We start from the raw sequence: 21,871 nt of genomic DNA on the forward strand, positions 1-21,871 counted from the left end.
ATGACATGACAGAGATCACAGGACCCGAAGCCCTCGCCCGCGTCGCCGAGCTCGTGGAGGACATCGACTTCACGATGCTGACAACGGTGGACGACGACGGCAACCTCGTCAGCCGGCCGATGTCGACCCGGCAGATGGACGACGCCGGCGACATCTGGTTCTTCACCGCCGAGGACACGGAGAAGGTCGAGGAGGCCCGACGGCACCACGACGTGGGCCTCGCCTATTGCGACGCCAAGGGCATGCGCTACGTGTCCGTGGCGGGCACGGCCGAGATCATGCACGACCGCGCGAAGATGGAGGAGCTGTACTCGAGCTCGCTGGAGATCTGGTTCGCGGATGGACTGGACACGCCGGGCATCGCTCTCCTCCGGGTCACCCCGAAGGTGACGGAGTTCTGGGAGCCGGCGAAGGGCAAGCTCGCAATGGCAGCCGGCGCCCTGAAGTCGCTCGTCACCCGCGACACTCCGGACGACGACATCATGAACCACGGCCACATCGTCTGCTGACGACGCGGCCGTGGACTCTCAGGAAGCGAGGACTCTCAGGAAGCGGAGAGACGCCCCACGACATCTTCCACCGAGACCGTGTCGCGGTCGCCGGTGCGGCGATCCCACAGCTCGACCTGACCCTCGGCCGCCCCGCGTCCGACGATGACGATCTTCGGCACTCCGACGAGTTCGGCGTCACCGAACTTCACGCCGGGCGAGACCTTCGGGCGGTCGTCGTAGAGCACGTCGAGACCAGCGGCCTTGAGCTGAGTGGAGAGTCCCTCTGCCACCTCGAACGCGACCTGGTCCCGGCCGGCGGCGACGACCTGCACGTCGAACGGCGCGACGGAAGCAGGCCAGATCAGGCCCTTCTCGTCGTTGTTCAGCTCGGCGATGATCGCGAGGATGCGGGTCACGCCGATGCCGTACGAGCCCATCGTGACGGTGACGAGCTTGCCGTTCTCGTTCAAGACCTTGAGTCCCAGGGCCTCGGCGTACTTGCGGCCGAGCTGGAAGACGTGACCGATCTCCATGCCCCGGGCGAGCTCGACCGGGCCGGAGCCGTCGGGGGCGGGATCGCCCGCACGCACGTTCGCGATCTCCACGATCCCGTCGGCGGCGAAGTCGCGACCGGCGACCACCGAGTGCGCGTGCTTCTGATCGATGTTCGCGCCGGTGATCCAGCTCGTGCCCTCGCTGACGCGCGGGTCGACCAGATAACGGATGCCGGTGGCCGACTCCTCGCCGAGTACCGCGCCGGTCGGCGACCAGGGGCCGATGTACCCCTTGACCAGCAGTGGATTGTTCTCGAAATCGTCCGCCGTGGCCGTCTCGACCTCGGCGGGTGCGAACGCCACCTCGGCGCGCTTCTCGTCGACCTCGCGGTCGCCGGGGACGCCGACGATGACGAGCTCGCGGGTGCCGTCCAGGTGGGTCAGGGCGAGCACCACGTTCTTCAGCGTGTCGGCCGCCGTGTACTCCCCCTCGAGCTCGCGGTTGCTGTGCGCGACCAGCGTCTCGATCGTGGGAGTGTCCGGCGAATCGAAGATCACCGGCGCGGCATTCTCGTCGAACGGGATCGCATCGGGAACCGCAGTGGTGAACGCCTCGACGTTCGCTGAGTATCCGCCCGCGCTGCGCACGAAGGTGTCTTCGCCGACGGGGGTCGGGTGCAGGAACTCCTCGCTGCGGGACCCGCCCATCGCACCGGCATCCGCCTGCACGATGACGTACTCGAGGCCGAGCCGCTGGAAGATGCGCTCGTAGGCATCCCGCTGCGCCTGGTAGCTCACGTCGAGGCCCTCATCCGACGAATCGAACGAGTAGGCGTCCTTCATCGTGAACTCGCGACCACGGAGCAGGCCGGCGCGGGGACGCGCCTCGTCGCGGTACTTGTCCTGGATCTGGTAGATCGTGAGCGGCAGATCCTTGTACGACGAGTACAGGTCCTTCACCAACAGCGTGAACGCCTCTTCATGCGTCGGCGCGAGGAGGTAGTCGCCGCCCTTGCGATCCTGCAGGCGGAAGAGCAGATCGCCGTACTCGTCCCAGCGACCGCTGGCCTCATAGGCCTCTCGCGGCATGAGCGCCGGGAAGTGGACCTCCTGCGCGCCGGCGGAAGCCATCTCGTCGCGGATGACCGTCTCGATCTTCGCCTTGACGCGAAGCCCCAGCGGCAGCCATGCGAAGATGCCGGCGGCCTGCGGGCGGATGTATCCGGCCCGGATCAGCAGCCGGTGGCTGGCGACCTCTGCGCCTGCAGGGTCTTCGCGGAGCGTGCGGAGGAAGAAGTTCGAAAGACGAGTGACCACGGAGCAAGTCTACTGAGCCGTGGCCGCTCGTCTTCGACGCCGTCAGTTGAGCGCGGGGAGGTTCGCCGGCACGACGCCGCCGGCGTACAGGTCGGCCGCAAGCTCCTGCAGCGCGGTGAGCGCGACCCGCTGCGGAAGCGGACCGTAGGAGATCCGGGCGACGCCGAGCTTCTCGTACTCCGACGCGGCGAGAGCGCCGGGGATCCCGATCACGCTGACCTTGCGCTCTCCGATGCCCTCGACGAGCTGACGGGTGACGTTCATGTCGAGGATGCCGGGGACGAACACGGCGGTCGCCCCAGCGTCGAGGTAGGCCCGCCCACGCTGGATCGCGTCGGCGATGCTCTCCGGCACCGGGCGTGCGCCGGCGCGGACGAAGGCGTCGGTGCGGGCGTTGAGCGCGAACGGAACCCCTTCGGCCTCTGCCGCCTTGACGATCGCCTCGACGGCGGCGACGGATTCGTCCAACGGCTTGAGGCGGTCTTCGACGTTGGCACCCACGACACCGACCCCGATGGCGAGACGCGTCGTCTCGCCCGCGTCGCCGTAGCCGTCGTCGAGGTCGGCCGTGACCGGCACCTGCACGGCAGCGGCGATCCGCCCCACCATGTCGATCATGATCTCGCGCGGGGTCGCGCCGTCGTCGTAGCCGAAGGACGCGGCGATGCCGTGCCCCGCGGTGGCGAGCGCCTTCGTCTCCGGGAGGGCGGCGACCGCCCGCGCGGACACGACATCCCACACGTTCACGACCCGGAGGATCTCCGGAGCGTCATAGAGTCCGACAAGGGTCTGGGCCTTGGATGCAGTCGTCATGATTACACGCTAACGCGGGACACGGACGGTCGGGCCGAGTTCGACGCATCAGGCGTTGAGCACCACCTTGAGCGCCTTGGTCTCCGCCGCACGACTGAACGTGTCGTATGCGCTCTCGATGTCGTCGAGCGCGAACAGATGGCTGACGAAGCCGCTCGGATCGATACGCTGCTCCGCGACGAGTGCGGTCAGCATCCGCGCGGTGTTCGCGTTGACGAGACCCGTCGTGATCGTGAGGTTCTGAATCCACAGCCGGTCGAGTGGGAACTCCACCGGTGCACCGTGAACGCCCACGTTCGCCACATGACCGCCCGGCCGGACCATCTCCACCACCATCTCCCACGTCCGCGGAATTCCCACCGCCTCGATCGCGACGTCGACGCCGAGTCCGTCGGTGAGCGCCATCACCTGTTCGCGCCAGTCGCTGTCCGAGGAGACCACGGCGTGCGTGGCACCGAACTGCAGCGCGAGTTCTGCGCGATTGGCGTCGAGATTGATCGCGATGACTTTGCTCGGCCCGTAGAGCTGAGCCGTCATGACAGCGGCGAGGCCGACCGGCCCGGCGCCGACGACGGCGACGACGTCGCCCGCTTCCACCCCTCCGTATTGCACGCCGATCTCATGCCCGGTGGGCAGGATGTCGCTGAGGAGCACCGCCGTCTCGGGCGCGAGTCCTTCGGGCAACCTGTGCAGGGAGGTCTCCGCGAACGGGACCCTCACCAACTCGGCCTGGGTCCCGTCGATCAAGTGCCCGAGGATCCACCCGATACCCGATGTGCCCTCGGCCGCGAGGCAATGCGACTGCAGACCGTCGACACAGAAGTCGCACTTGCCGCACGCACTGATGCACGAGATGATCACCCGGTCCCCGACCGCGAGTCCGGTCACGGCCTCGCCGACCTCGGTGATGACGCCGACTCCCTCATGCCCCAGGATCCGTCCGTCCGCGACGGCGGGGACGTCTCCTTTCAGGATGTGGAGATCCGTGCCGCAGATCGTCGTGCTCTCGATCCGGACGATCGCGTCGGTCGCGACCAGGATCGTCGGATCCGGCACCTCCTCCCACGCCTTCCGACCGGGACCGTGGAAAACAAGTGCCTTCATGAGCTTCTCCTTCATCGAGGATTCCTGGATCCCCTCCAGTAACATTTTACCATCTGGAACGCCGTGGCGCCCGGGGTGATCGCCGTCGCGCCGCCTAGTGTGGACCCATGCCGCAGCGCCGATCGCATGTCTCTCCGTCCGCCGCTCAGACCGAGCTCGCCGCGGCCCTCGCCGGACTGCGGGAAGCCGCCGACGCGCCGGTCGGATTCCCACCCGCCGTGCTCGCGGAAGCGGAGCGGGCCACGCCGCCCCTGCCGTCGCTGGATCTGCGGGACCTCTCGTTCGCGACTCTGGATCCGGCGGGCTCGAGGGATCTCGATCAGGCGTTCCAGCTGGAGCGCACCGCATCCGGTTACACCGTTCGATACGCGATCGCGGACGTTCCGGCGTTCGTCGTCCCCGGCGGAGCAGTGGACGCCGAAGCTCGTCGTCGTGGGCAGACACTGTACGCGGCGGACGGCAGGATCCCCCTGCATCCGCCCGTGCTGAGCGAGGACCGCGCGTCGCTCCTCGCCGGGCTCGATCGCCCCGCGTTGGTATGGACGTTCTTGCTCGACCCCACGGGCGCGGTGACGGATTTCCGGCTCGAGCGGGCACTGATCCGCTCCCGCGCGCAACTCGACTACGTGGGAACGCAGCAGTCGCTCGAGGGGGGCGAAGACGGACCGGCGTCGCTGCTGCCCGAGATCGGCGCCCTCCGCATCGAGCAGGAGCGACTGCGGGGCGGGGCGAGCCTCAACCTGCCAGACGAAGAGGTCGTGCGCGCCCCGGATGGCACGTATGCCATCGAACGCCGCAGCCCCCTCCCCGTCGAGGAGTGGAACGCACAGCTCTCGCTCATGACCGGGATGGCGGCGGCATCACTCATGCTCGACGCCGGCATCGGGATCCTTCGCACGATGCCGGAACCGGATACCGAGGCCTTCGAAACCTTCCGCCACCAGACCGAGGCCCTCGGGCGCCCGTGGACGACGGGCACGTACGGCGAGTACCTTCGCGAACTCGATCGCCGCGACCCGATCACCCTCCCGGTGCTCGAGGCGGCGGCATCGCTGTTCCGGGGTGCAGGCTATCGCGTGTTCGACGGAGCGCCTCCGAAGGATGCCGTGCAGGCGGCGATCGCGGCCCCGTATGCACACGCGACCGCTCCCCTGCGCCGACTCGTCGACCGTTGGACGCTCACGATCTGCCTCGCCGTTTCGAACGGCGAACCGGTGCCGGAGTGGGTGCGAGGATCGCTCGACGAGCTCCCCGCCCTCATGCAGGAATCCGGCCAGCGGGCGTCTCGGTTGAACGCGGCCACGATCAACACCGTCGAGGCTGCACTGCTCACCCCGCTCGTCGGGACGACGATCGATGCGACCGTGATCGAGCTTCGGGGTGAGCGGGCGTCGATCCAGATCGCTGAGCCGGCTGTCACGGCGACAGCGCCGGTTCCCCCCGGTGCGAAGCCGGGCGAGGTCGTGCGGCTTCGCGTCGTTCGTGCGGACATCGCCGCCGGAGAGGTGGAGTTCGCTCTCTGAACCCGTCACCGCCACAGCCGCGCGCCCGTGTTCGGGTGCCGACCGAGTTCGTGCGCTGATGTCAGACGGCGGCCGTCGCCGTCGTCGTCATCACGAGCAGCTGGGGGTCGGTCAGATCGAGCGACACCGAGATCGAGGAGAACTCGGACAGCGCCCGCACATGGGTGCCGCCGCACAGGATCACGGCCTCACCTTCCGGGAGCGCGCAGTGCCATCGACGCCGATCGACGATCGTCGGCCCCTCCGTCTCGACCCGACTGGTGGCCCCTGCGGCGATCCACGCGGCGAGCTGAGCGTTGATCCGCTGCTCGCGATCGGCGAGGGTCGCGGCGAAGGTCTCGGTGTCGAAGCCGGCCCGGCGAAGGCTCTTGCCGAGACGGTACTCATCCACCGCCCCGTCCTCGTGGATGCGACTGGACTGATTGGCGCGCCCCTCGAAGTCGGGATTCCCGAGCGCGTCCTCACCCGGATCCTTTCGCCACAGGTCGGCGACAGCGAGATCCAGAGCAAGAGAGGCGAGGTGGCAGGCTGTGTGACCGCGGCTGAGGCCTGCGCGTCGCGCGGCGTCGACGGTCAGCCGCACGCGCGAGCCGTCGGTCAGCCATGCGGGAGCCGCGCCGTCGATCCGGTGCGCCACGAGCCAGGCCCACCCCTCAGCACCGCGCTTGACGGGGATGTCGCCTCCGACGGCGAACTCGCCCTCGTCGGAGACCGCAGCCATCAGCGCCTCGGTGACCGGTATCGTCACGTCGTCTGAGGAGAGGGTGCCGGTATCACCTGGCTGGTCGGGCCAGGTGTGGTCGACAGGATGGAACGGCGTCGCGTCGACGACGACGACGACCGTCCCGTCAGTGCCGCTCTCGACCCGGGTGACCGTACCGTCCCCGGTGATGGCGCCGCCGGCGAAGGACACGATGGTAGGCGTCGACATGGCTTTCCTCCGCGGTCAGACCGCGACGACCTGAGCGGTGCCGAGGGGTGCTTCCGGGCCCATCTCGGCGGCGATCCGGTTCGCCTCTTCGATCAGGGTCGCGACGATCTCCGCTTCCGGCACGGTCTTGATGACCTCGCCCTTGACGAAGATCTGCCCCTTGCCGTTGCCGGACGCCACGCCGAGGTCGGCCTCGCGAGCTTCTCCGGGACCGTTGACGACGCATCCCATGACGGCGACGCGCAGCGGCACGGTCATGTCCTTGAGCCCCTCGGTGACGTCTTCCGCGAGCGTGTACACGTCGACCTGGGCGCGACCGCATGACGGGCACGACACGATCTCGAGCTTGCGCTCTCGCAGGTTGAGCGACTGCAGGATCTGGTGCCCGACCTTGACCTCTTCGGCGGGCGGAGCAGAGAGGGACACGCGGATGGTGTCGCCGATGCCCTCGCCGAGCAGGATGCCGAACGCCGTCGCGCTCTTGATCGTGCCCTGGAAGGCGGGGCCCGCCTCGGTCACACCGAGATGCAGCGGCCAGTCGCCCCGCTCGGCGAGCTGACGGTAAGCCTTCACCATCACGATCGGGTCGTTGTGCTTGACCGAGATCTTGAAGTCGTGGAAGTCGTGCTCCTCGAACAGCGACGCCTCCCAGACGGCGCTCTCCACCAGCGCTTCGGCGGTCGCCTTGCCGTGCTTGGCGAGGATCCGACGATCCAGCGATCCGGCGTTCACACCGATGCGCAGCGAGACGCCGGCCGCCTTCGCGGCTTCGGCGATCTTGCCGACATTCCCGTCGAACTCGCGGATGTTCCCCGGGTTGACGCGAACGGCGCCGCACCCGGCGTCGATCGCGGAGTAGATGTAGCGCGGCTGGAAGTGGATGTCGGCGATCACCGGGATCTGGCTCTTCATCGCGATGATCTTCAGGGCGTCCGCGTCGTCCTGGTGCGGCACGGCGACACGCACGATCTCGCAGCCGGACGCCGTGAGCTCGGCGATCTGCTGCAGCGTCCCGTTGATGTCGGTCGTCTTCGTGGTCGTCATCGACTGCACGCTGACGGGAGCGTTGCCGCCCACGAGCACCTTGCCCACTTTGATCTGCCGAGATTTCCGGCGCGGGGCGAGGACTTCGGGGATCTTCGGCATTCCGAGGTTCACTGCTGGCACCCCCCAAGCCTACGCCGCCAGGATGCAAGAGGGCTGGACGGACGCACCTACGCTGGAGGGATGGCGGTCGTTCTTCTCACGGGCTTCGAGCCCTTCGACGGCGCGGCGCGCAACCCCTCGGCCGATGCAGTGAACACCGTCGCCGCCGACTACGACGGTCCGCACGAGCTCATCGTCGCGACACTGCCGGTCGCGTTCGAATCCTCCGCGCGACGCCTCCGCGCGCTGATCGACCGGCACTCCCCCGACGCCGTCATCGCCACCGGGCTCGCCGGCGGACGTCCGCAGATCGCGGTGGAGCGCATCGGCGTGAACCTGATGGACGCGCGCATCCCCGACAACGACGGCGCCCAGCCCCTCGATGCGCCCTGCGAACCCGATGGTCCCGCCGCCCGCTTCGCGACGCTTCCGGTCAAGCACCTGGTCCGGGTCCTGACCACACACGGGCTGCCGGCACAGCTCTCGCTGTCGGCGGGTTCCTACGTGTGCAATCACGTGCTCTACACCGCGCTGGGGGCCGTCCCGGACGGCACGGTGACAGGATTCGTACATCTTCCGTGGTCGACAGGCACCGTCCCGGCGGGTGCCCCGCATCTTGCCGATGAGGAGTTGGCACGTGCGGTGCGCCTGGTCGTGGACCATGCCCTCGACGCTGAGGTCGGGGAGCCCGGCGGAAGCATCTGGTGACGTCATCGCGCCGAAGCCGGCACCGGCGATGTGGTAGTTTCGGCCCCATGCTCGCGAACTTCACCTGGTGGCCCGCCTTCTAGGCGGTGTGTTCGCGTTCCCACGAATCCAGACCGCCTCCCGGGCGGTTTTTTCGTTGCGCCGAGCCGGAGCCTTGCACAGGAGACATCGATGACCCTCTCACGACTCGCCGAGCTCAACGCCGACCCGGCGGCATCCTTCGTCCTGATCGCCCGCGACGGCGCCGACACCGTCGAACTGCTCAGCGGCGATGTGGTGGATGTCGAGCTTCTCGCCGACATCCCGCTCACGATCGACGGCGGCCCCCGCGAGATCTTCGCGATGGTCCCCTATCGTCAGGTGCGCGAACGCGGATTCGTCGCCCAGGACGACGGCGCTCCGCTGCGATGCGTCATCGTCGACGAGCATCTCCACCTGCCGACCTCGGAGCTGCTCGCGGCGCTCCCGTCGGATCCCGTCCCCCTGCACGACGACGGGTTCGACATCGCGGATGCGGAGTATGCGGCGATCGTCGAGAAGGTCATCGCGGAGGAGATCGGTCGCGGCGAGGGCGCGAACTTCGTCATCCGGCGCGACTTCACCGCGGACATCGACATGGACGACCGGACGGCGGCGCTGACCTGGTTCCGCGCCCTGCTCACGCACGAACGCGGCGCGTACTGGACGTTCGCCGTCTTCACCCCCGGCCACATCGCCGTCGGCGCGAGCCCCGAGGCGCATGTCGTCGCCCGCGAGGGCGTCGTCACGATGAATCCGATCTCCGGGACGTTCCGTCACCCCGCAGGCGGGGCCACCAAAGAGACCCTGATCGACTTCCTCGCCTCCACCAAGGAGACCGAGGAGCTGTTCATGGTCGTGGATGAAGAGCTGAAGATGATGAGTGCCGTGTGCTCCGACGGTGGACGGATCACCGGTCCGCACCTGAAGGAGATGTCGCGACTCACGCACACCGAGTACATGCTGCGCGGACGCAGCACCCTGGACCCGCGCGACATCCTGCGCGAGACGATGTTCGCACCGACCGTGACCGGGTCCCCGATGCAGAACGCCTGCGCCGTGATCCGACGTCACGAACGGAAGCCTCGCGGATACTACTCGGGCGTCGCCGCACTGTTCACCCCGAACGCGGACGGCGGACACGACCTCGATGCGCCGATCCTGATCCGCACCGTGTACCTGCAGGACGGCGCGCTCAGTGTGCCCGTCGGTGCCACCCTGGTTCGTCACTCCGATCCGCAGGGAGAGGTCTCCGAGACCCATGGAAAGGCCGCAGGGGTGCTGGGTGCGATCGGTGCCATCGACCGGGACCGCGTGGCCGAGGCGCGCAGCGATGCCGATGCACCGGCCGAGGAGCGTGCTCTCGCCGATGATCCCCAGGTCGCCGCGCTGCTCTCTTCACGCAATGCGCGCCTCGCCGAATTCTGGCTGAACCCGCAGGGCGAGGAGTTCACCGGCCCGTTCGTCGGACGCACCGCACTGGTCGTGGACGCGGAAGACCGGTTCACGACCATGCTCGCCCATCAGCTCCGTCACCTCGGTCTCACCGTGACCATCGCCGGATGGAGCGAGGTGCAGGATGCCGACCTCGATGCCGCCGACCTCGTCGTCGCGGGCCCGGGCCCCGGGGATCCCCGGGATCTGCAGAACCGCCGGATCGCCAGGATGCGCGACGTGGTCGCCCGTCGCCTCGATGCAGGAGCCCCGCTGCTGGCGGTGTGCCTCAGCCACCAGATCCTCGCCCACCGACTCGGTGTGGCGCTGACCCCGCTCGACGCCCCGCATCAGGGTCTGCAGAAGTCCGTCCCGGTGTTCGAGGAGAATGCCTCGATCGGCTTCTACAACACGTTCACCGCACGCGTCCTCCCCGAGACGACGACGGTCGGGCCGGCGGAGGTCTCGGCCGACGCCGCCTCCGGCGACGTGTTCGCTCTGCGCGGTGCCCACTTCGCATCCGTACAGGGACATCTCGAGTCGATCCTCTCGCGCGACGGCATCCGCACGCTCGAGCGCCTCGTGTCGCACGCTTTCGCCTGAGCGGTCAGCCGAGCTCGTAGCACAGGGAGGCCAGCCGCACACTGGCTCGGTCGCGGTGCGCCGCGAGATAGAGAAGCTTGCCGGACAGCCCGGTGAACAGCCCGACCCTGCTCGCGTACGCCGGTTCGGCGACCTCACCGAGCGGATCGCGGATGAGCATCTCGAGCGCCTCACGACGCGTTCGATCGGCATCACGGCGTCCCCACCGGTCGATGTACGGCGCTGACTGCTGAACGATCGCACGGCCGAGGCTGCCGTGACAGAGAGACGTCCCCGTGAGAGGAGAACCCACCATCCTCTCGCGCAGTTCATCGATGCCCGACTCATGCCCCACCTGCAACCGTGACTCGATCTGGCCGGTCGCTCCCCAGCACCATGAACCGGAGAGTGCCTTCTGCGCCTGCTCCCTGTCCCCGGCAGCTTCCGCCTTTGCGAGGAGCGTCTGCTCGAGGTCGAAGCACTCGCTCACGAACGCACGCACGTCGGGATCGTCGCCCTCAGCGGCAAGAGCGAGCACGATCCCGGACAGCCCGTGGGCGAGGCCCGGCTCGGCACGCCCCTTCCTCAGCGTCGTGGCGACGATCTCGACCAGCCGGTCGCGAGCCGCCGAGCCGAGTCGCGACAACGGAGCTGCGCCGCGAATCGCCCCGAGACGCTCTGCAGCGAGCACCACACCGGCGGCGCCGTTGAGATGATCGGGGGAAGCCATGCTCGGAGACAGGCCGTCCAGTGCCGCAGACACGACGCCCAGCCGATCGAGCGTCTCCGCGTCGTCGCGCAGTCGGGCGGCCTCCCCCAACGCGAGCGCCGCGCCGAGTGGGCCCTCGCCCAGTCCGAGCGAGAGCACTTCATCCGTCGATCGTGCCCGGCTCTCGACGAATCTCTCCAGCGCGCGCAGCAGCGAGGCGCTCGTCAGACGATAGAGCTCATCGGCCCGATGGCTCTCCAGACCCGCAGCGCCGGCGGCGAGGACGATCCCCGCCAGTCCGTCGTAGACGCCGTTCCGCGTCACGAAGATCTCGTGGCGACTCGGAGAGTGCTGAATCGACGAGACCCACCACACATGATCGCCCGTCCGCTGCGCGGTCGCACGGAGCCGGTCGACGATCTGCTCGATCATCGGAACCGGGCTCGGCATCCGTCGCACGTCCTGTGGCACGGTCCGGGGTGTCGAGGCCACCGTCCAATCCGGATCCTCGAGGCCCAGCTCGAGACTCCGTCGCAGCAGGTGGGCCTGACCGGGCACCGCGCCCCGGTCCGTGAGGGCGAGGAAGCGCTCGGTCCACAGGCCGAGTACGTCGCGTCCGGTCTCCAGGGCGTTCCCCGTGCCCGACTCGAGGCGACCTCGCCCGACATCGACTTCGAACACGGGCACGCAGCCGTCATCGAGCTGCCGTGCCTCTTCCTGCAGGATCCACGCGACCTCTGCGCTCGAAGGCGAGGCCCCGGCCGTCCGCTCGCCGTGCGGCGCCTTCACCTGGAGCAGACTGACGAACGACGCCGTGGAGCGCGTGAGGATCCGGCACCTCAGGTCGTCCCGGCGTGCGACGGCGGTGATGATGCGCTCCTGCACCTCCGGATCGCTCAGGCGAGCCGATGCGTCGCCGAAGCCCTCCTCGAGATCGGCGACATGATCGGCGAACGGGGCGCGGGTCGAGCCGATGTGGGGCTGACTCCCGAACACCTGAGGCTCGAGCAGCCGCTCGTACGATGTGCGCAGCACTCCGTCTCGGCGCGTGATCCTCCGCACCTGCGCCTGCCGCGCAGGGTCGGCGAACGCACCGAGGGCACTCGCGTCGTACGGATCGGCATCCTCGAAGCGTTTGCCCCAGTTGGGGACGAGGAGCGTCGTGAGGAGGCTGGGGGCGTTTCGGGCGAAGTACCCGTCGTCGGCCGGCGACGAGGAGGACAGCCCGGAACCGAACGCGCACTCCGCGTCGATGACGTACGGCGCACCCCGCGCGCACTTCACGTTCTCGTAGTGGAGGTCCTGCATGCCGAGGGCGCTCGCGACCGCGATCAGTGCACCGAATCGTCGGTAGTAGACGGCACGCTCCCGGTCTGTCTCCACGTTCTCGAAGACGATGTACTCCTGCCAGCCGTGCGTCCCGCGATCGAGAGTCCGCGGGATCCTCGGCGGATCGGGCAGCTCCAGGATGCCGAGGATCTCGTCGATGAGCACATCCGGTGCGAGCGAGCGCGGCTTGTACACCAGCACCGGGCGTCCCTCGGCATAGATGCCGAGGACCGCTCCGCGCGGATGCACGTCTCCGAGGACCTTCAGGTGGCTCACGGAAGCGAGCAACTCCGCTGCCCAGGTTCCCGACGCGAGTTCGGCACGGAGATCGTCGACGAACAGGCGCGCAGCGCGGCGGAAGACGGTTCCGAGCCGCTCCGCTCTCGGAACGAGATCGCCGAGATCCATCAACTCCGCCCAGCGGTGCCCGGACTCGTCGAACTCGTTCCACATCTCTCGGCCGTCGTCAGGGATGGAACGTCCACTCACCCGCTCGTACTCATCCTGCGCAGCCAGCGAGAGAAGCGTCGTCGCCTGCGAAACGAACGAGCTCGCGAACGCGCCCACCAATGCGCCCTCCGCAAGGACGTCACATGTGCGCTCGAGCTCGGACAGCTCCTCGCACAGGTCGCTCACCTGCGACCAGATCAGCAGGACGGGCCAGTTATGGCGTTCCGAGTCCCCGATGTCCTCGACCCACGCCGCGGGGGTTGGGCCTGGCATCCGGTGCTAGGCGCGCCAGCCGAACGTCACCGGGGCAGCGGGTTCCGCTGCGAATGTCGGACCGACGGCGCAATTGCACACCGTGTTGTTCTGGCAGGTGGGCCCCATGATCGTCGTGCACATCTGGGGGTTGTTGGTCTCGGTGGCGGACACGGTCGTGTCGATCGCCTCGGTGTCACGGCCGACCAAACTGCGGAAGATGGCCTCGTCGATCGTCTCCCGCCCCGACGAGATGTCGTTCGAGGCTGCGGAGTCCGACGCTTCGCGAACAGCGATCCTGAGATCAGCGATACTCGTCATTTCGTCTCTCCTTCGTTTCGACTGACTGTGCGGCAACTGCGCCGCTCTTCCCTGCCACGGTACGCAGGCACCCGCCGAGAGTCAACGAAGCGCGCTGCCCTCGGCGGTCTCGTCCCGCTTCGTCTGCGTGGCGCGGCCGGCCTCCCACTCCTCGCGGAGGATGGCGTAGATCACCACGTCGTTCCAGCGCCCGTCGCGCCACTGCGCGCTTCTCGCGATTCCCTCCCGCGACATACCGCCAGGACGGGCCGAGGGGTTCTTCGGTGCTGCTGTCGCCGCCGTCGCCGCCTCGATCCGGTGGGTGGCGGTCGTCGAGAACAGGTAGTCGATGAGCAGCACCAGACCACTCGACGCCGCGCGCGTGCGGCGGTGCTCCGGAAGCACGAGGAGACCGATCCCCCAGCCCCGATGACGAGGAGAGCCACCGTAGTCGTACCCGGGAAACCAACTCACCTGGCCGATCGTCGCGCGATCACGCACCAGACGCATCCGACCGCCGTCCGGCGTGATCATCCCCAGCCCCGGGCTCTGCGGCCCGAACGGCGGCACCTGGGTGTATCCGAAGCCGAACCAGTTGTTCGGCTGCCAGGCCTCGGGGTCACGAAGACGCTCCGCCATCTCCGCCTCGGACTGGGGGTCGTATGGTCGCAGTGAGTATCCGTGCATGGGTGCCTCCGGGGAGCGTTCGGTCGATCCACGCTTCACTCTGCCACCCATGACGCCGATCACGGCGACCGGCTACTGGAACAGGGACACCGGCTTCACGATGTCGGCGATCAGGAGGAGCGCACCCATCGCGATGAGCACCACCGAGACGACCACCGTGAGAGGCACGAGGCTCGTGGCGTCCACCGGCGCCGGAGGCGGTCGACGGAAGATCTTCGCCCAAATCCTGCGGATGCCGTCCCAGAGCGCGACGACGATGTGGCCGCCGTCGAGGGGAAGCAGCGGTATCAGGTTGAAGACGAACAGCGCGATGTTGAGCATGCCCATCAGGCTCAGGAGACCCGCCCATCGATCCAGGACGGGCGCATCCACGGAGGCGACCTCTCCGGCGAGTCGGCCGACGCCCACGACGCTCAGCGGACCGTTCGGGTCACGGTCCGCGCCCGCGAACACCGATGCGCCGATGTCCCACAGGCGCGCCGGGAGGTTGAGGATCATGGTCGCCACGCGTCCGGCGGAATCGACCGCCATCTCCGGTCCGGCCGAGAGCGGCTGCTGGATATAGCCCATCTGGGAGTACATCCCCGCGTAGCCGACCTCCTTCACCACCGGGTCGCCGTTCTCGTCCTGCAGCGGCCGGCCGCTGGCGTCCGTGATCGTGCGTTCGGCGGCGATGGGAGTCAGGCTCAGCGACTCGTCGGAGCCGTCACGGCGCACGACGACATCCAGCACTTCGCCCGGCGAGGCCTGAATGATGGCGGTCGCATCGGCGAACGTCGACACCGGCTGTCCGTCGACGGAGAGGATCACGTCGCCGGGCTGCACTCCGGCCTCGGCAGCCGGAGACTCAGGGTCGTCAGGCGAGCACTCGGTGGCCGTGGACGCGGAAGGCACCACGCACTCACTCACCGCGGATATCGTCGTGGTGCCCTGCTGGAGGCCGATCCCGGAAAGCAGGATCGTGAAGATCACGGTCGCGAGCAGCAGGTTCATCACCGGCCCGCCGAGCATCACGATCACTCGCTTCCACACCGGCAGGCGGTAGAAGACGCGATCCTCCGCGCCGTCGGCGATGGTCTCGTCGTTGGCGGATCGGGCGTCCTGGATGAGCGACCGGAAGAGACCGGATGCGGGGCCCGAGCTCTTCGAGGGCGGGTACATCCCGGACATCGAGATGAAGCCACCCAGCGGCAGCATCTTGAATCCGTACTCGGTCTCGCCGATGCGCTTCGACCACAGACGCGGTCCGAAACCGATCATGTACTGGCCGACGCGCACGCCGAAGAGCTTCGCGGGGACGAGATGGCCGACCTCGTGCAGACCGATCGAAAGGCCGAGGCCGATCAGCATGAAGAGGATGCCGCCCAGATAGAGCAGGAATTCCACGTGCCAACGCTACTGCCCCCAGCTAGGAATCCGCCCGACGACGCGGGCGCGGCTAGGGTGGAACCGTGAATGCCCGGCAGCTGCGACTCGTACGCGCCGCCGCCGTCTCATCCGTCGCGACACTGCTCGCCGCGCTCTCGCACACGTTCGGCGGCGGTGCCGCACCGCATCCGCTGCTGATCCTCGCGGTCGCGACCCTGCTCACACCGTTCTCGGCCCTGCTCGTGGGGACCAGACAGTCACGCGGTCGCGTGGCATCCGCCGTCTTCGTCGCGCAGGCCGCGTTTCATGTGCTGTTCCAGGCGCTGGGATCGCCGACCGGCGCCGACACGCTCGGCGGCGTCGGCCACGCCCACCACCTGAATCTCGATCTGCTCGGGCCCGCGACCTCGCAGACGTCCCTCAGCGCGACGATGCTGCTCGCGCACTTCGCCGCCGCCGTGCTCACCACTGTGCTGGTCTGGCACGGCGAGACACTCCTGGGGAGCATCGTGCGGTGGGTCGAGGCGATGTTCCGGCGTGCCGCCGCAACTGCGCCCGCACAACACCGCCGACCGCCCCGCCTGCGCTCCACTCTCCTGCCTTCCTTCAATGCCGCCGTCGCGGCTGCTGTGCCCCGACGCGGGCCTCCTGCGCTCTTCCGCGACTGATCCACACGGATCCGTCGCACCGGAGTCGGCCGCCGTCCTGGCGGAACAACCCCCTCGCCGGGTGCGCCGTCGTCGCGCGCCCGCTTTTTCGAGCACCAGGAGATTCTTCATGTCCCGTACCACCCGTACCCGCACCCACCGCGCAGCCCTCGCCACCGCCGGCATCCTCGGTGGCGCCGTCCTCGCCCTCGCCGCCCCGACGATGGCGGGCGCGCACGTCGGCGTCAGCCCCGATGAACTCGCCGCCGGAGACCATGGCGTACTCACCTTCTCGTTCTCGCACGGATGCGACAACTCCCCCACCACGGCCCTCCGCATCACGATGCCGGACGGACTCGCCTCCGTGGCGCCGACGATGGACGGCGACTGGAACATCGCGGTCGAGCGCGGTGACGACGGCCTCGTGAGCGCAGTCACCTACACCGCGCTGACGCCCGTACCGAACGATCTCCGCGGGGCGGTGAGCATGTCCGTCGGGCTCGACGAGAGCACCCCGGAGACGCTGGCCTTCCCCGTCGTGCAGGAGTGCGTCGACGGCGCGACCGAGTGGACCCAGCTCGCCGAGAAGGGTGAGGACCCGCACAGCCTGGACGCCCCGGCACCGGTGGTCTCCGTCACCGACGCCGCGACCGACGGGCACGGTGATCATGGCTCCGCCGGATCCACCGACGAGGCAGCGGCGACGACGACGACCGATCCGCTGGGGATCGCGCTCGGAGCCGGCGGACTCGTCGCCGGGATCGCCGCGCTGATCGTCGCCGTCCTCGCCTACCGCCGCCGCGCCTGACGCCGTCCGACTCCTCGTGCCCCGCTCACCCGGGCGCACGAGGAGTCGTGCCGCGGAGAGGTGTTCACCGTGCCGTCATGAGATCATGGATCCGACATGTCGATTGAACAACAACCGAGCCTGCCTCCCGTGCTCCGCCCCGCGAACCCGCCCCGGCGTGAGCTGTCCGAACTCGCTTCCCGTTTCGCCCGCAGTGTGCGCGGCGACATCGACGGGATCGCCCTCTCCGGCATCACACTCGCCACTGCGGACCTTCGTCCGGGCGAGGCCTTCGTCGCGATCCTGGGCGTCAACAGGCACGGTGCGGATTTCGCCGTCGCCGCGGCCGAGAAGGGCGCCGTCGCCGTCATCACGGACGAGCCCGGCGCTGCGATCGCCGGATCCGCGGGGCTGCCGATCCTCGTGGTCGACGACCCGAGAGCGGTGCTCGGCGACCTGAGCGCCTGGGTGTACGGCACAGGGGCGGATGATCCGCTTCCCCTACTCTTCGCCACGACGGGAACGAACGGGAAGACCAGCGTCTCCCACCTGCTCGAGGGCATCCTCGACCAGATCGGTGTCGTCACCGGGCTCTCGTCGACCGCCGAACGTCACATCGCCGGCGAAGTCATCGTCTCGCGGCTGACGACCCCCGAGGCCTCCGAGATGCACGCGCTCCTGGCCCTGATGCGCGAGCGCGAGGTCGAAGCCGTCGCGGTCGAGGTCAGCGCTCAGGCTCTGTCACGCCACCGGGTCGACGGGATCCGATTCGACGTCGCCGGCTTCACCAACCTCAGCCACGATCACCTCGACGACTACGCCGACATGGAGGAGTACTTCGAGGCGAAGCTCCCGCTCTTCCGGCCGGACCGCGCCAAGCGCGGCGTCATCTGCCTCGACTCGCCGTCCGGCGCGATCGTGGTCGACCGCTCCGAGATCCCCGTCGTGACGGTGGGGACGCCCTCGATCGCCGCCGACCCCGAGGCGGCGGCCGCCGCGGACTGGGTCGTCGTCATCGACGACGAGCGTGCGGCGGGCACGACTTTCACGATGACCGGCCCCGCAGGCTCCCTCACGACCACGGTTCCGGTGATCGGCCCGCACATGGCCGCGAACGCCGCGCTCGCGATCGTGATGCTCCTCGAGGGCGGCTACGACTGGCAGCGCATCGTCGATGCTCTCGCCCGCGATGAAGGCATCCGCGCCTATCTCCCCGGCCGTACCCAGCTGGTGTCCGGGGAACGCGGGCCTGCGGTGTTCGTCGATTTCGGCCACTCCCCCGACGCGTTCGAGAAGACGCTCGCCGCTGTGCGCCGCGTGACACCGGGCAAGGTGCTGATGCTCTTCGGCGCCGACGGCGACCGCGACGCGAGCAAGCGGTTCGACATGGCGCGCACCGCGGTCGAGGGCAGCGACATCCTCGTCGTCACCGACCATCACCCGCGCTTCGAGGATCCGGCCTCCATCCGCGCGACCCTCATCGAAGGCGCGCGCACGGCGAGACCGGATGCCGAGATCCACGAGGCCTCGCCGCCCGAGAACGCCATCATCACCGCGGTCGGACTCGTGGGCGACGGCGACGCCATCCTCTGGGCAGGCCCGGGCCACCAGGACTACCGCGACATCCGCGGGGTGCGCACGCCGTACTCGGCGCGCGAGCTGGCACGCAGAGCTCTCCGCGCCGCAGGCTGGCCGGTTCCCGAACCCCGCTGGCCCGTCCCGTACCCCGACGAAGACTGACCCGGTCGGCTGGGGCGGCAGACGCCGCTCCGGCGTCGTCTCAGCTCGCCGCGATCATCCGATCTGCGGTCGTGCGCGCCCAGGACTCGGCCGCGGCTAGGGTCTCGACGGTGAGCGCGTCGGGTGCGTCATGGGCGTCGACGACGCGCGCGATCGTGTCGACGATGCCGAGGAACGACAGTCGACCCTCGTGGAAGGCGTCGACAGCCTGCTCGTTCGCCGCGTTGTAGACAGCGGGGAAAGTGCCGCCCGCACGACCGACGGCCTTCGCGAGTGCGACCGAGGGGAAGGCCTCGCCGTCGAGCGGCTCGAAGGTCCAGGACGACGCCGTGGTCCAGTCGAGCGGTCGTCCGACGCCTCCGACGCGGTGCGGCCAGTCCAGACCGAGCGAGATCGGGAGTCGCATGTCGGGCGGAGAGGCCTGGGCGATCGTGGAGCCGTCGATGAACTCGACCATCGAGTGCACGATGGACTGCGGATGCACGACCACCTCGATGTCGTCGTAGGCGACATCGAACAAGAGGTGCGCCTCGATGACTTCGAGCCCTTTGTTCACGAGAGTGGCCGAATTCGTCGTGACCATACGGCCCATGTCCCATGTCGGGTGCGCGAGGGCCTCCGCGGGGGTCACATCGGACAGTTCTGCACGCGTGCGACCACGGAACGGACCGCCGGATGCCGTCACGACGAGCCGGCGCACCTCGGCGTGAGTGCCGGCGAGCAGGGCCTGCGCCAGCGCCGAGTGCTCGGAGTCCACCGGGACGATCTGTCCGGGCGCGGCGGCGGCGAGAACCAGGCCCCCGCCGACGATCAACGACTCCTTGTTCGCCAGGGCCAGCGTGCGGCCTGCCTTCAGCGCCGCGAGAGTCGAGCCGAGTCCGATCGAGCCGGTGATGGCGTTGAGCACGACATCGGCCTCGACATCGCGGACGAGCTGCTCGGCCTCGTCCGCACCGAGCGCCGTGTCCTCGACCTGGAACTGCGCGGCCTGCTCACCCAGCATCTCGGCGTTCGAGCCGGCGGCGAGGCCGACCAGTTCGAACCGACGGGGATTGGCGCGGATGACATCCAACGCCTGGGTGCCGATGGAGCCGGTGGAGCCGAGGACGATGATGCGACGCATGACGCCAGCCTAGGACACGCCCTCGACGCCGCCGCTGCTACTGCTGGACCGGGGTGGTGGCGAGGATGTCGACGACGAAGACGAGGCTCTCCTTCTGGAGCTCGTGTCCCTCGGTTGCCCCGTAACCATCCGACGGCGGCATCACGACGACGACCTGAGAGCCGACCTTCTGTCCCTCGAGCGCCTTCTGGAAGCCCGCGACCACACCCGTGGTCTGGAACTGAGTCGGCGCGGCGTCGCGGCTCCAGCTGGAGTCGAACTCCTTGCCGTCCGACCACTTGACGCCCAGGTACTGCACGACCACGAGGTCGCCGGAGCCGACCGTGGGTCCGTCGCCCTGCTTGAGGACGGCGACCTTCGTCTCGGTCGGTGCATCTCCGTCGGGGATCTTGACGGAGGGCTTGCCGTTGTCATCGAGCTTGACGGTCGGCATGCCCGGGGTCGGGTCGACGTCCTTGCCGGTCGCCACCTCGGGGAGCTGCTCGACGGCCTCGGCGTACACGACCACGCTGCTCGCGCCCTCGCCGAGAGCGCTGCCGGGAAGGGCGAGCACTATGCGCGAGCCGACCGGCTCGCACTCGAGCGCGGCGACGAAGAGCGAGGACTGATTGGTGTCGAGAAGAACAGGCAGCACGCCCCCCTCACCACGGGCGGACGAGTCCAGCACCTTGTTCGTCGTCGCATCGACGATCTGGTACTCGACCGAGACCAGGTCGTTGACGAAGACATCGTCACCATCGCCGGCGGAGACGACCGTCCGTTCGACTCCCTCGAACGCGGCATCGGCCGGGACCGTGACCTTCGTGTCCGCTCCCTTGCCCTCGACGACCACGGCATCGGAGGTCTTCCCCGGCTGCGCGTCCAGCGCGCACGCACTCGACGCGGTCGGGCTCGGCGTACCGGAGCTCGACGGCGCGGAACTGCCGGAGCAGCCTGCCAGCAGCAGAGTCGCCGCGGCGACGGTGGACAGAACGATGAGCGGACGCTTGCGCACAGTGAGACCTCGGGATCGCGGGTGGGAACCTCCATCCTGCCGTATAGCCCTTTGCCCCCGCTGGGAGGCACGGCGCGACCCTTCATTCCCACGCCGGCATGGATCCGGGAGTAACCTGCTCTGATGACCTCTGAGCAGTCCGTCGAGCCCGAATCCTCGTCAGAAGAGGAATCCTCGTCGTCAGATGAGACTGCCAAGCCCCGTCACGCCGGGTTCGCCTACACACTCGGACGCAGTCTCATCACGCCGCTGGCGCGGCTCGTGTACCGGCCGAAGATCGAGGGCCGCGAGAACGTTCCGCTGACCGGGCCCGTCATCTTCGCCAGCAACCACCTGTCATTCATCGACTCGATCGCGATCCCGGTCGCCGCACCCCGGCCCGTGCACTTCCTCGCGAAGTCGACCTACTTCGAAGGCACCGGCTTCCAGGGCTGGATGAGCAAGACCTTCTTCGAGTCGATCGGTGCCATCCCTGTGCGCCGCGGTGCCGGCCAAGCGGCTCTGGATGCTCTCGAACTGCAGCGTCAGCTCCTCGACGAGGGACTCGCCGTCGCGCTCTACCCGGAGGGCACGCGCTCCACCGATGGCCGCCTCTACAAGGGGCGTACCGGGGTCGCGTTCCTCGCCCTCCAGACGGGCGCCCCCGTCGTGCCGGTCGGGCTGATCGGGACGGACAAGGTGATGCCGGTCGGGGCGAAGGTGCCGACGCTCAAGGAGCGCATCACGGTCCGGTTCGGCGCACCGCTGGATCTGTCGCCGCACGGACCTGCGACCAGCGGGCGTGCGCGTCGCCTGGCGACCGACGAGATCATGGCAGCCATCCACGGTCTGTCCGGTCAGGAACTCGCCGGAGCCTACAACGAGGCTCCTGCGCAGGGCACGATCGAGAAGATCAAGCAGGCCCTGCCGCACGAGCGCCGTTGA

General features: G+C 68.7%; 19 protein-coding genes. 8 read left to right on the forward strand and 11 right to left on the reverse strand.

The features are described from left to right. The first annotated feature begins 5 nt into the window (after positions 1 to 5). Positions 6 to 509 (forward strand): pyridoxamine 5'-phosphate oxidase family protein, encoded by a 504-nt coding sequence (locus J7E45_RS02295; protein ID WP_215066811.1) that lies wholly within the window; start codon positions 6 to 8, stop codon positions 507 to 509. Positions 510 to 544: 35 nt separating this feature from the next. Here J7E45_RS02295 and J7E45_RS02300 read toward each other — a convergent pair whose 3' ends face one another. From J7E45_RS02300 to J7E45_RS02310, 3 genes are read right to left on the reverse strand one after another with little or no spacing between them, the layout of a single operon-like run. Further along, positions 545 to 2,302: a proline--tRNA ligase gene (locus J7E45_RS02300; protein ID WP_215066813.1), complete on the reverse strand. Its 1,758-nt coding sequence runs from the start codon at positions 2,300 to 2,302 to the stop codon at positions 545 to 547. A 42-nt stretch (positions 2,303 to 2,344) separates the two neighbouring features. Next, complete coding sequence (locus tag J7E45_RS02305; protein ID WP_167633191.1) at positions 2,345 to 3,115, reverse strand: isocitrate lyase/phosphoenolpyruvate mutase family protein; 771 nt, start codon at positions 3,113 to 3,115, stop codon at positions 2,345 to 2,347. A gap of 48 nt (positions 3,116 to 3,163) precedes the next feature. Further along, entirely contained in the window at positions 3,164 to 4,219 is a 1,056-nt protein-coding gene (locus tag J7E45_RS02310) for a zinc-dependent alcohol dehydrogenase family protein (protein WP_215066821.1), read from the reverse strand. 107 nt (positions 4,220 to 4,326) lie between these two features. Here J7E45_RS02310 and J7E45_RS02315 point away from each other — a divergent pair, with 107 nt between their 5' ends. After that, positions 4,327 to 5,742: an RNB domain-containing ribonuclease gene (locus J7E45_RS02315; protein ID WP_215066824.1), complete on the forward strand. Its 1,416-nt coding sequence runs from the start codon at positions 4,327 to 4,329 to the stop codon at positions 5,740 to 5,742. 61 nt (positions 5,743 to 5,803) lie between these two features. Here the strand turns inward: J7E45_RS02315 and J7E45_RS02320 are convergent, their stop codons facing one another. Beyond that, the gene (locus J7E45_RS02320) at positions 5,804 to 6,673 is read right to left on the reverse strand and encodes a hypothetical protein (protein ID WP_215066826.1); all 870 of its coding nucleotides are present in this window, start codon (positions 6,671 to 6,673) and stop codon (positions 5,804 to 5,806) included. 15 nt (positions 6,674 to 6,688) lie between these two features. Further along, entirely contained in the window at positions 6,689 to 7,840 is a 1,152-nt protein-coding gene (ispG, locus tag J7E45_RS02325) for a flavodoxin-dependent (E)-4-hydroxy-3-methylbut-2-enyl-diphosphate synthase (protein ID WP_215066828.1), read from the reverse strand. A gap of 60 nt (positions 7,841 to 7,900) precedes the next feature. Here ispG and J7E45_RS02330 point away from each other — a divergent pair, with 60 nt between their 5' ends. Together J7E45_RS02330 and J7E45_RS02335 are read left to right on the forward strand one after the other, a co-directional pair. Beyond that, a complete protein-coding gene (locus J7E45_RS02330) occupies positions 7,901 to 8,527 on the forward strand; it encodes a pyroglutamyl-peptidase I (RefSeq protein WP_215066829.1) in 627 nt (208 codons plus the stop codon). A gap of 171 nt (positions 8,528 to 8,698) precedes the next feature. Continuing rightward, entirely contained in the window at positions 8,699 to 10,582 is a 1,884-nt protein-coding gene (locus tag J7E45_RS02335) for a chorismate-binding protein (protein WP_215066831.1), read from the forward strand. A 4-nt stretch (positions 10,583 to 10,586) separates the two neighbouring features. On the opposite strand, the gene J7E45_RS02340 is transcribed toward J7E45_RS02335, so the two are convergent. The 4 genes from J7E45_RS02340 to J7E45_RS02355 form a co-directional block, all read right to left on the reverse strand. Next, positions 10,587 to 13,322: a DUF4135 domain-containing protein gene (locus tag J7E45_RS02340; protein ID WP_215066833.1), complete on the reverse strand. Its 2,736-nt coding sequence runs from the start codon at positions 13,320 to 13,322 to the stop codon at positions 10,587 to 10,589. Between the two features lie 6 nt (positions 13,323 to 13,328). Then, positions 13,329 to 13,622: a hypothetical protein gene (locus J7E45_RS02345; protein WP_029263682.1), complete on the reverse strand. Its 294-nt coding sequence runs from the start codon at positions 13,620 to 13,622 to the stop codon at positions 13,329 to 13,331. Positions 13,623 to 13,703: 81 nt separating this feature from the next. Further along, positions 13,704 to 14,288 carry a GNAT family N-acetyltransferase gene (locus J7E45_RS02350; RefSeq protein ID WP_167633195.1) on the reverse strand — a complete coding sequence of 195 codons (585 nt, stop codon included), beginning with the start codon at positions 14,286 to 14,288 and terminating at the stop codon, positions 13,704 to 13,706. A 72-nt stretch (positions 14,289 to 14,360) separates the two neighbouring features. Continuing rightward, a complete protein-coding gene (locus tag J7E45_RS02355) occupies positions 14,361 to 15,674 on the reverse strand; it encodes an RIP metalloprotease (RefSeq protein WP_215066835.1) in 1,314 nt (437 codons plus the stop codon). A 65-nt stretch (positions 15,675 to 15,739) separates the two neighbouring features. Between J7E45_RS02355 and J7E45_RS02360 the strand changes: the two genes are divergently transcribed. The 3 genes from J7E45_RS02360 (at position 15,740) to J7E45_RS02370 (ending at position 18,830) form a co-directional block, all read left to right on the forward strand. Next, a complete protein-coding gene (locus J7E45_RS02360) occupies positions 15,740 to 16,324 on the forward strand; it encodes a hypothetical protein (protein WP_215066837.1) in 585 nt (194 codons plus the stop codon). 109 nt (positions 16,325 to 16,433) lie between these two features. Next, a complete protein-coding gene (locus tag J7E45_RS02365) occupies positions 16,434 to 17,111 on the forward strand; it encodes a YcnI family protein (protein ID WP_215066839.1) in 678 nt (225 codons plus the stop codon). A 96-nt stretch (positions 17,112 to 17,207) separates the two neighbouring features. Further along, on the forward strand, positions 17,208 to 18,830 hold the full coding sequence (locus tag J7E45_RS02370) for a Mur ligase family protein (protein ID WP_205828792.1): 1,623 nt from the start codon (positions 17,208 to 17,210) through the stop codon (positions 18,828 to 18,830). Positions 18,831 to 18,870: 40 nt separating this feature from the next. Here the strand turns inward: J7E45_RS02370 and dxr are convergent, their stop codons facing one another. Continuing rightward, a complete protein-coding gene (gene dxr, locus J7E45_RS02375) occupies positions 18,871 to 19,953 on the reverse strand; it encodes a 1-deoxy-D-xylulose-5-phosphate reductoisomerase (RefSeq protein ID WP_215066841.1) in 1,083 nt (360 codons plus the stop codon). A 37-nt stretch (positions 19,954 to 19,990) separates the two neighbouring features. Then, positions 19,991 to 20,947, reverse strand: coding sequence for an FKBP-type peptidyl-prolyl cis-trans isomerase (locus tag J7E45_RS02380; protein ID WP_215066843.1), 957 nt, complete (start codon positions 20,945 to 20,947; stop codon positions 19,991 to 19,993). Positions 20,948 to 21,070: 123 nt separating this feature from the next. On the opposite strand from J7E45_RS02380, the gene J7E45_RS02385 reads away from it, so the two are divergent. Continuing rightward, the gene (locus tag J7E45_RS02385; RefSeq protein WP_091033691.1) at positions 21,071 to 21,871 is read left to right on the forward strand and encodes a 1-acyl-sn-glycerol-3-phosphate acyltransferase; all 801 of its coding nucleotides are present in this window, start codon (positions 21,071 to 21,073) and stop codon (positions 21,869 to 21,871) included.

The sequence above is a fragment of the Microbacterium sp. ISL-59 genome (assembly GCF_018613945.1).
In the GTDB taxonomy this organism is placed as follows: domain Bacteria; phylum Actinomycetota; class Actinomycetes; order Actinomycetales; family Microbacteriaceae; genus Microbacterium; species Microbacterium oxydans_B.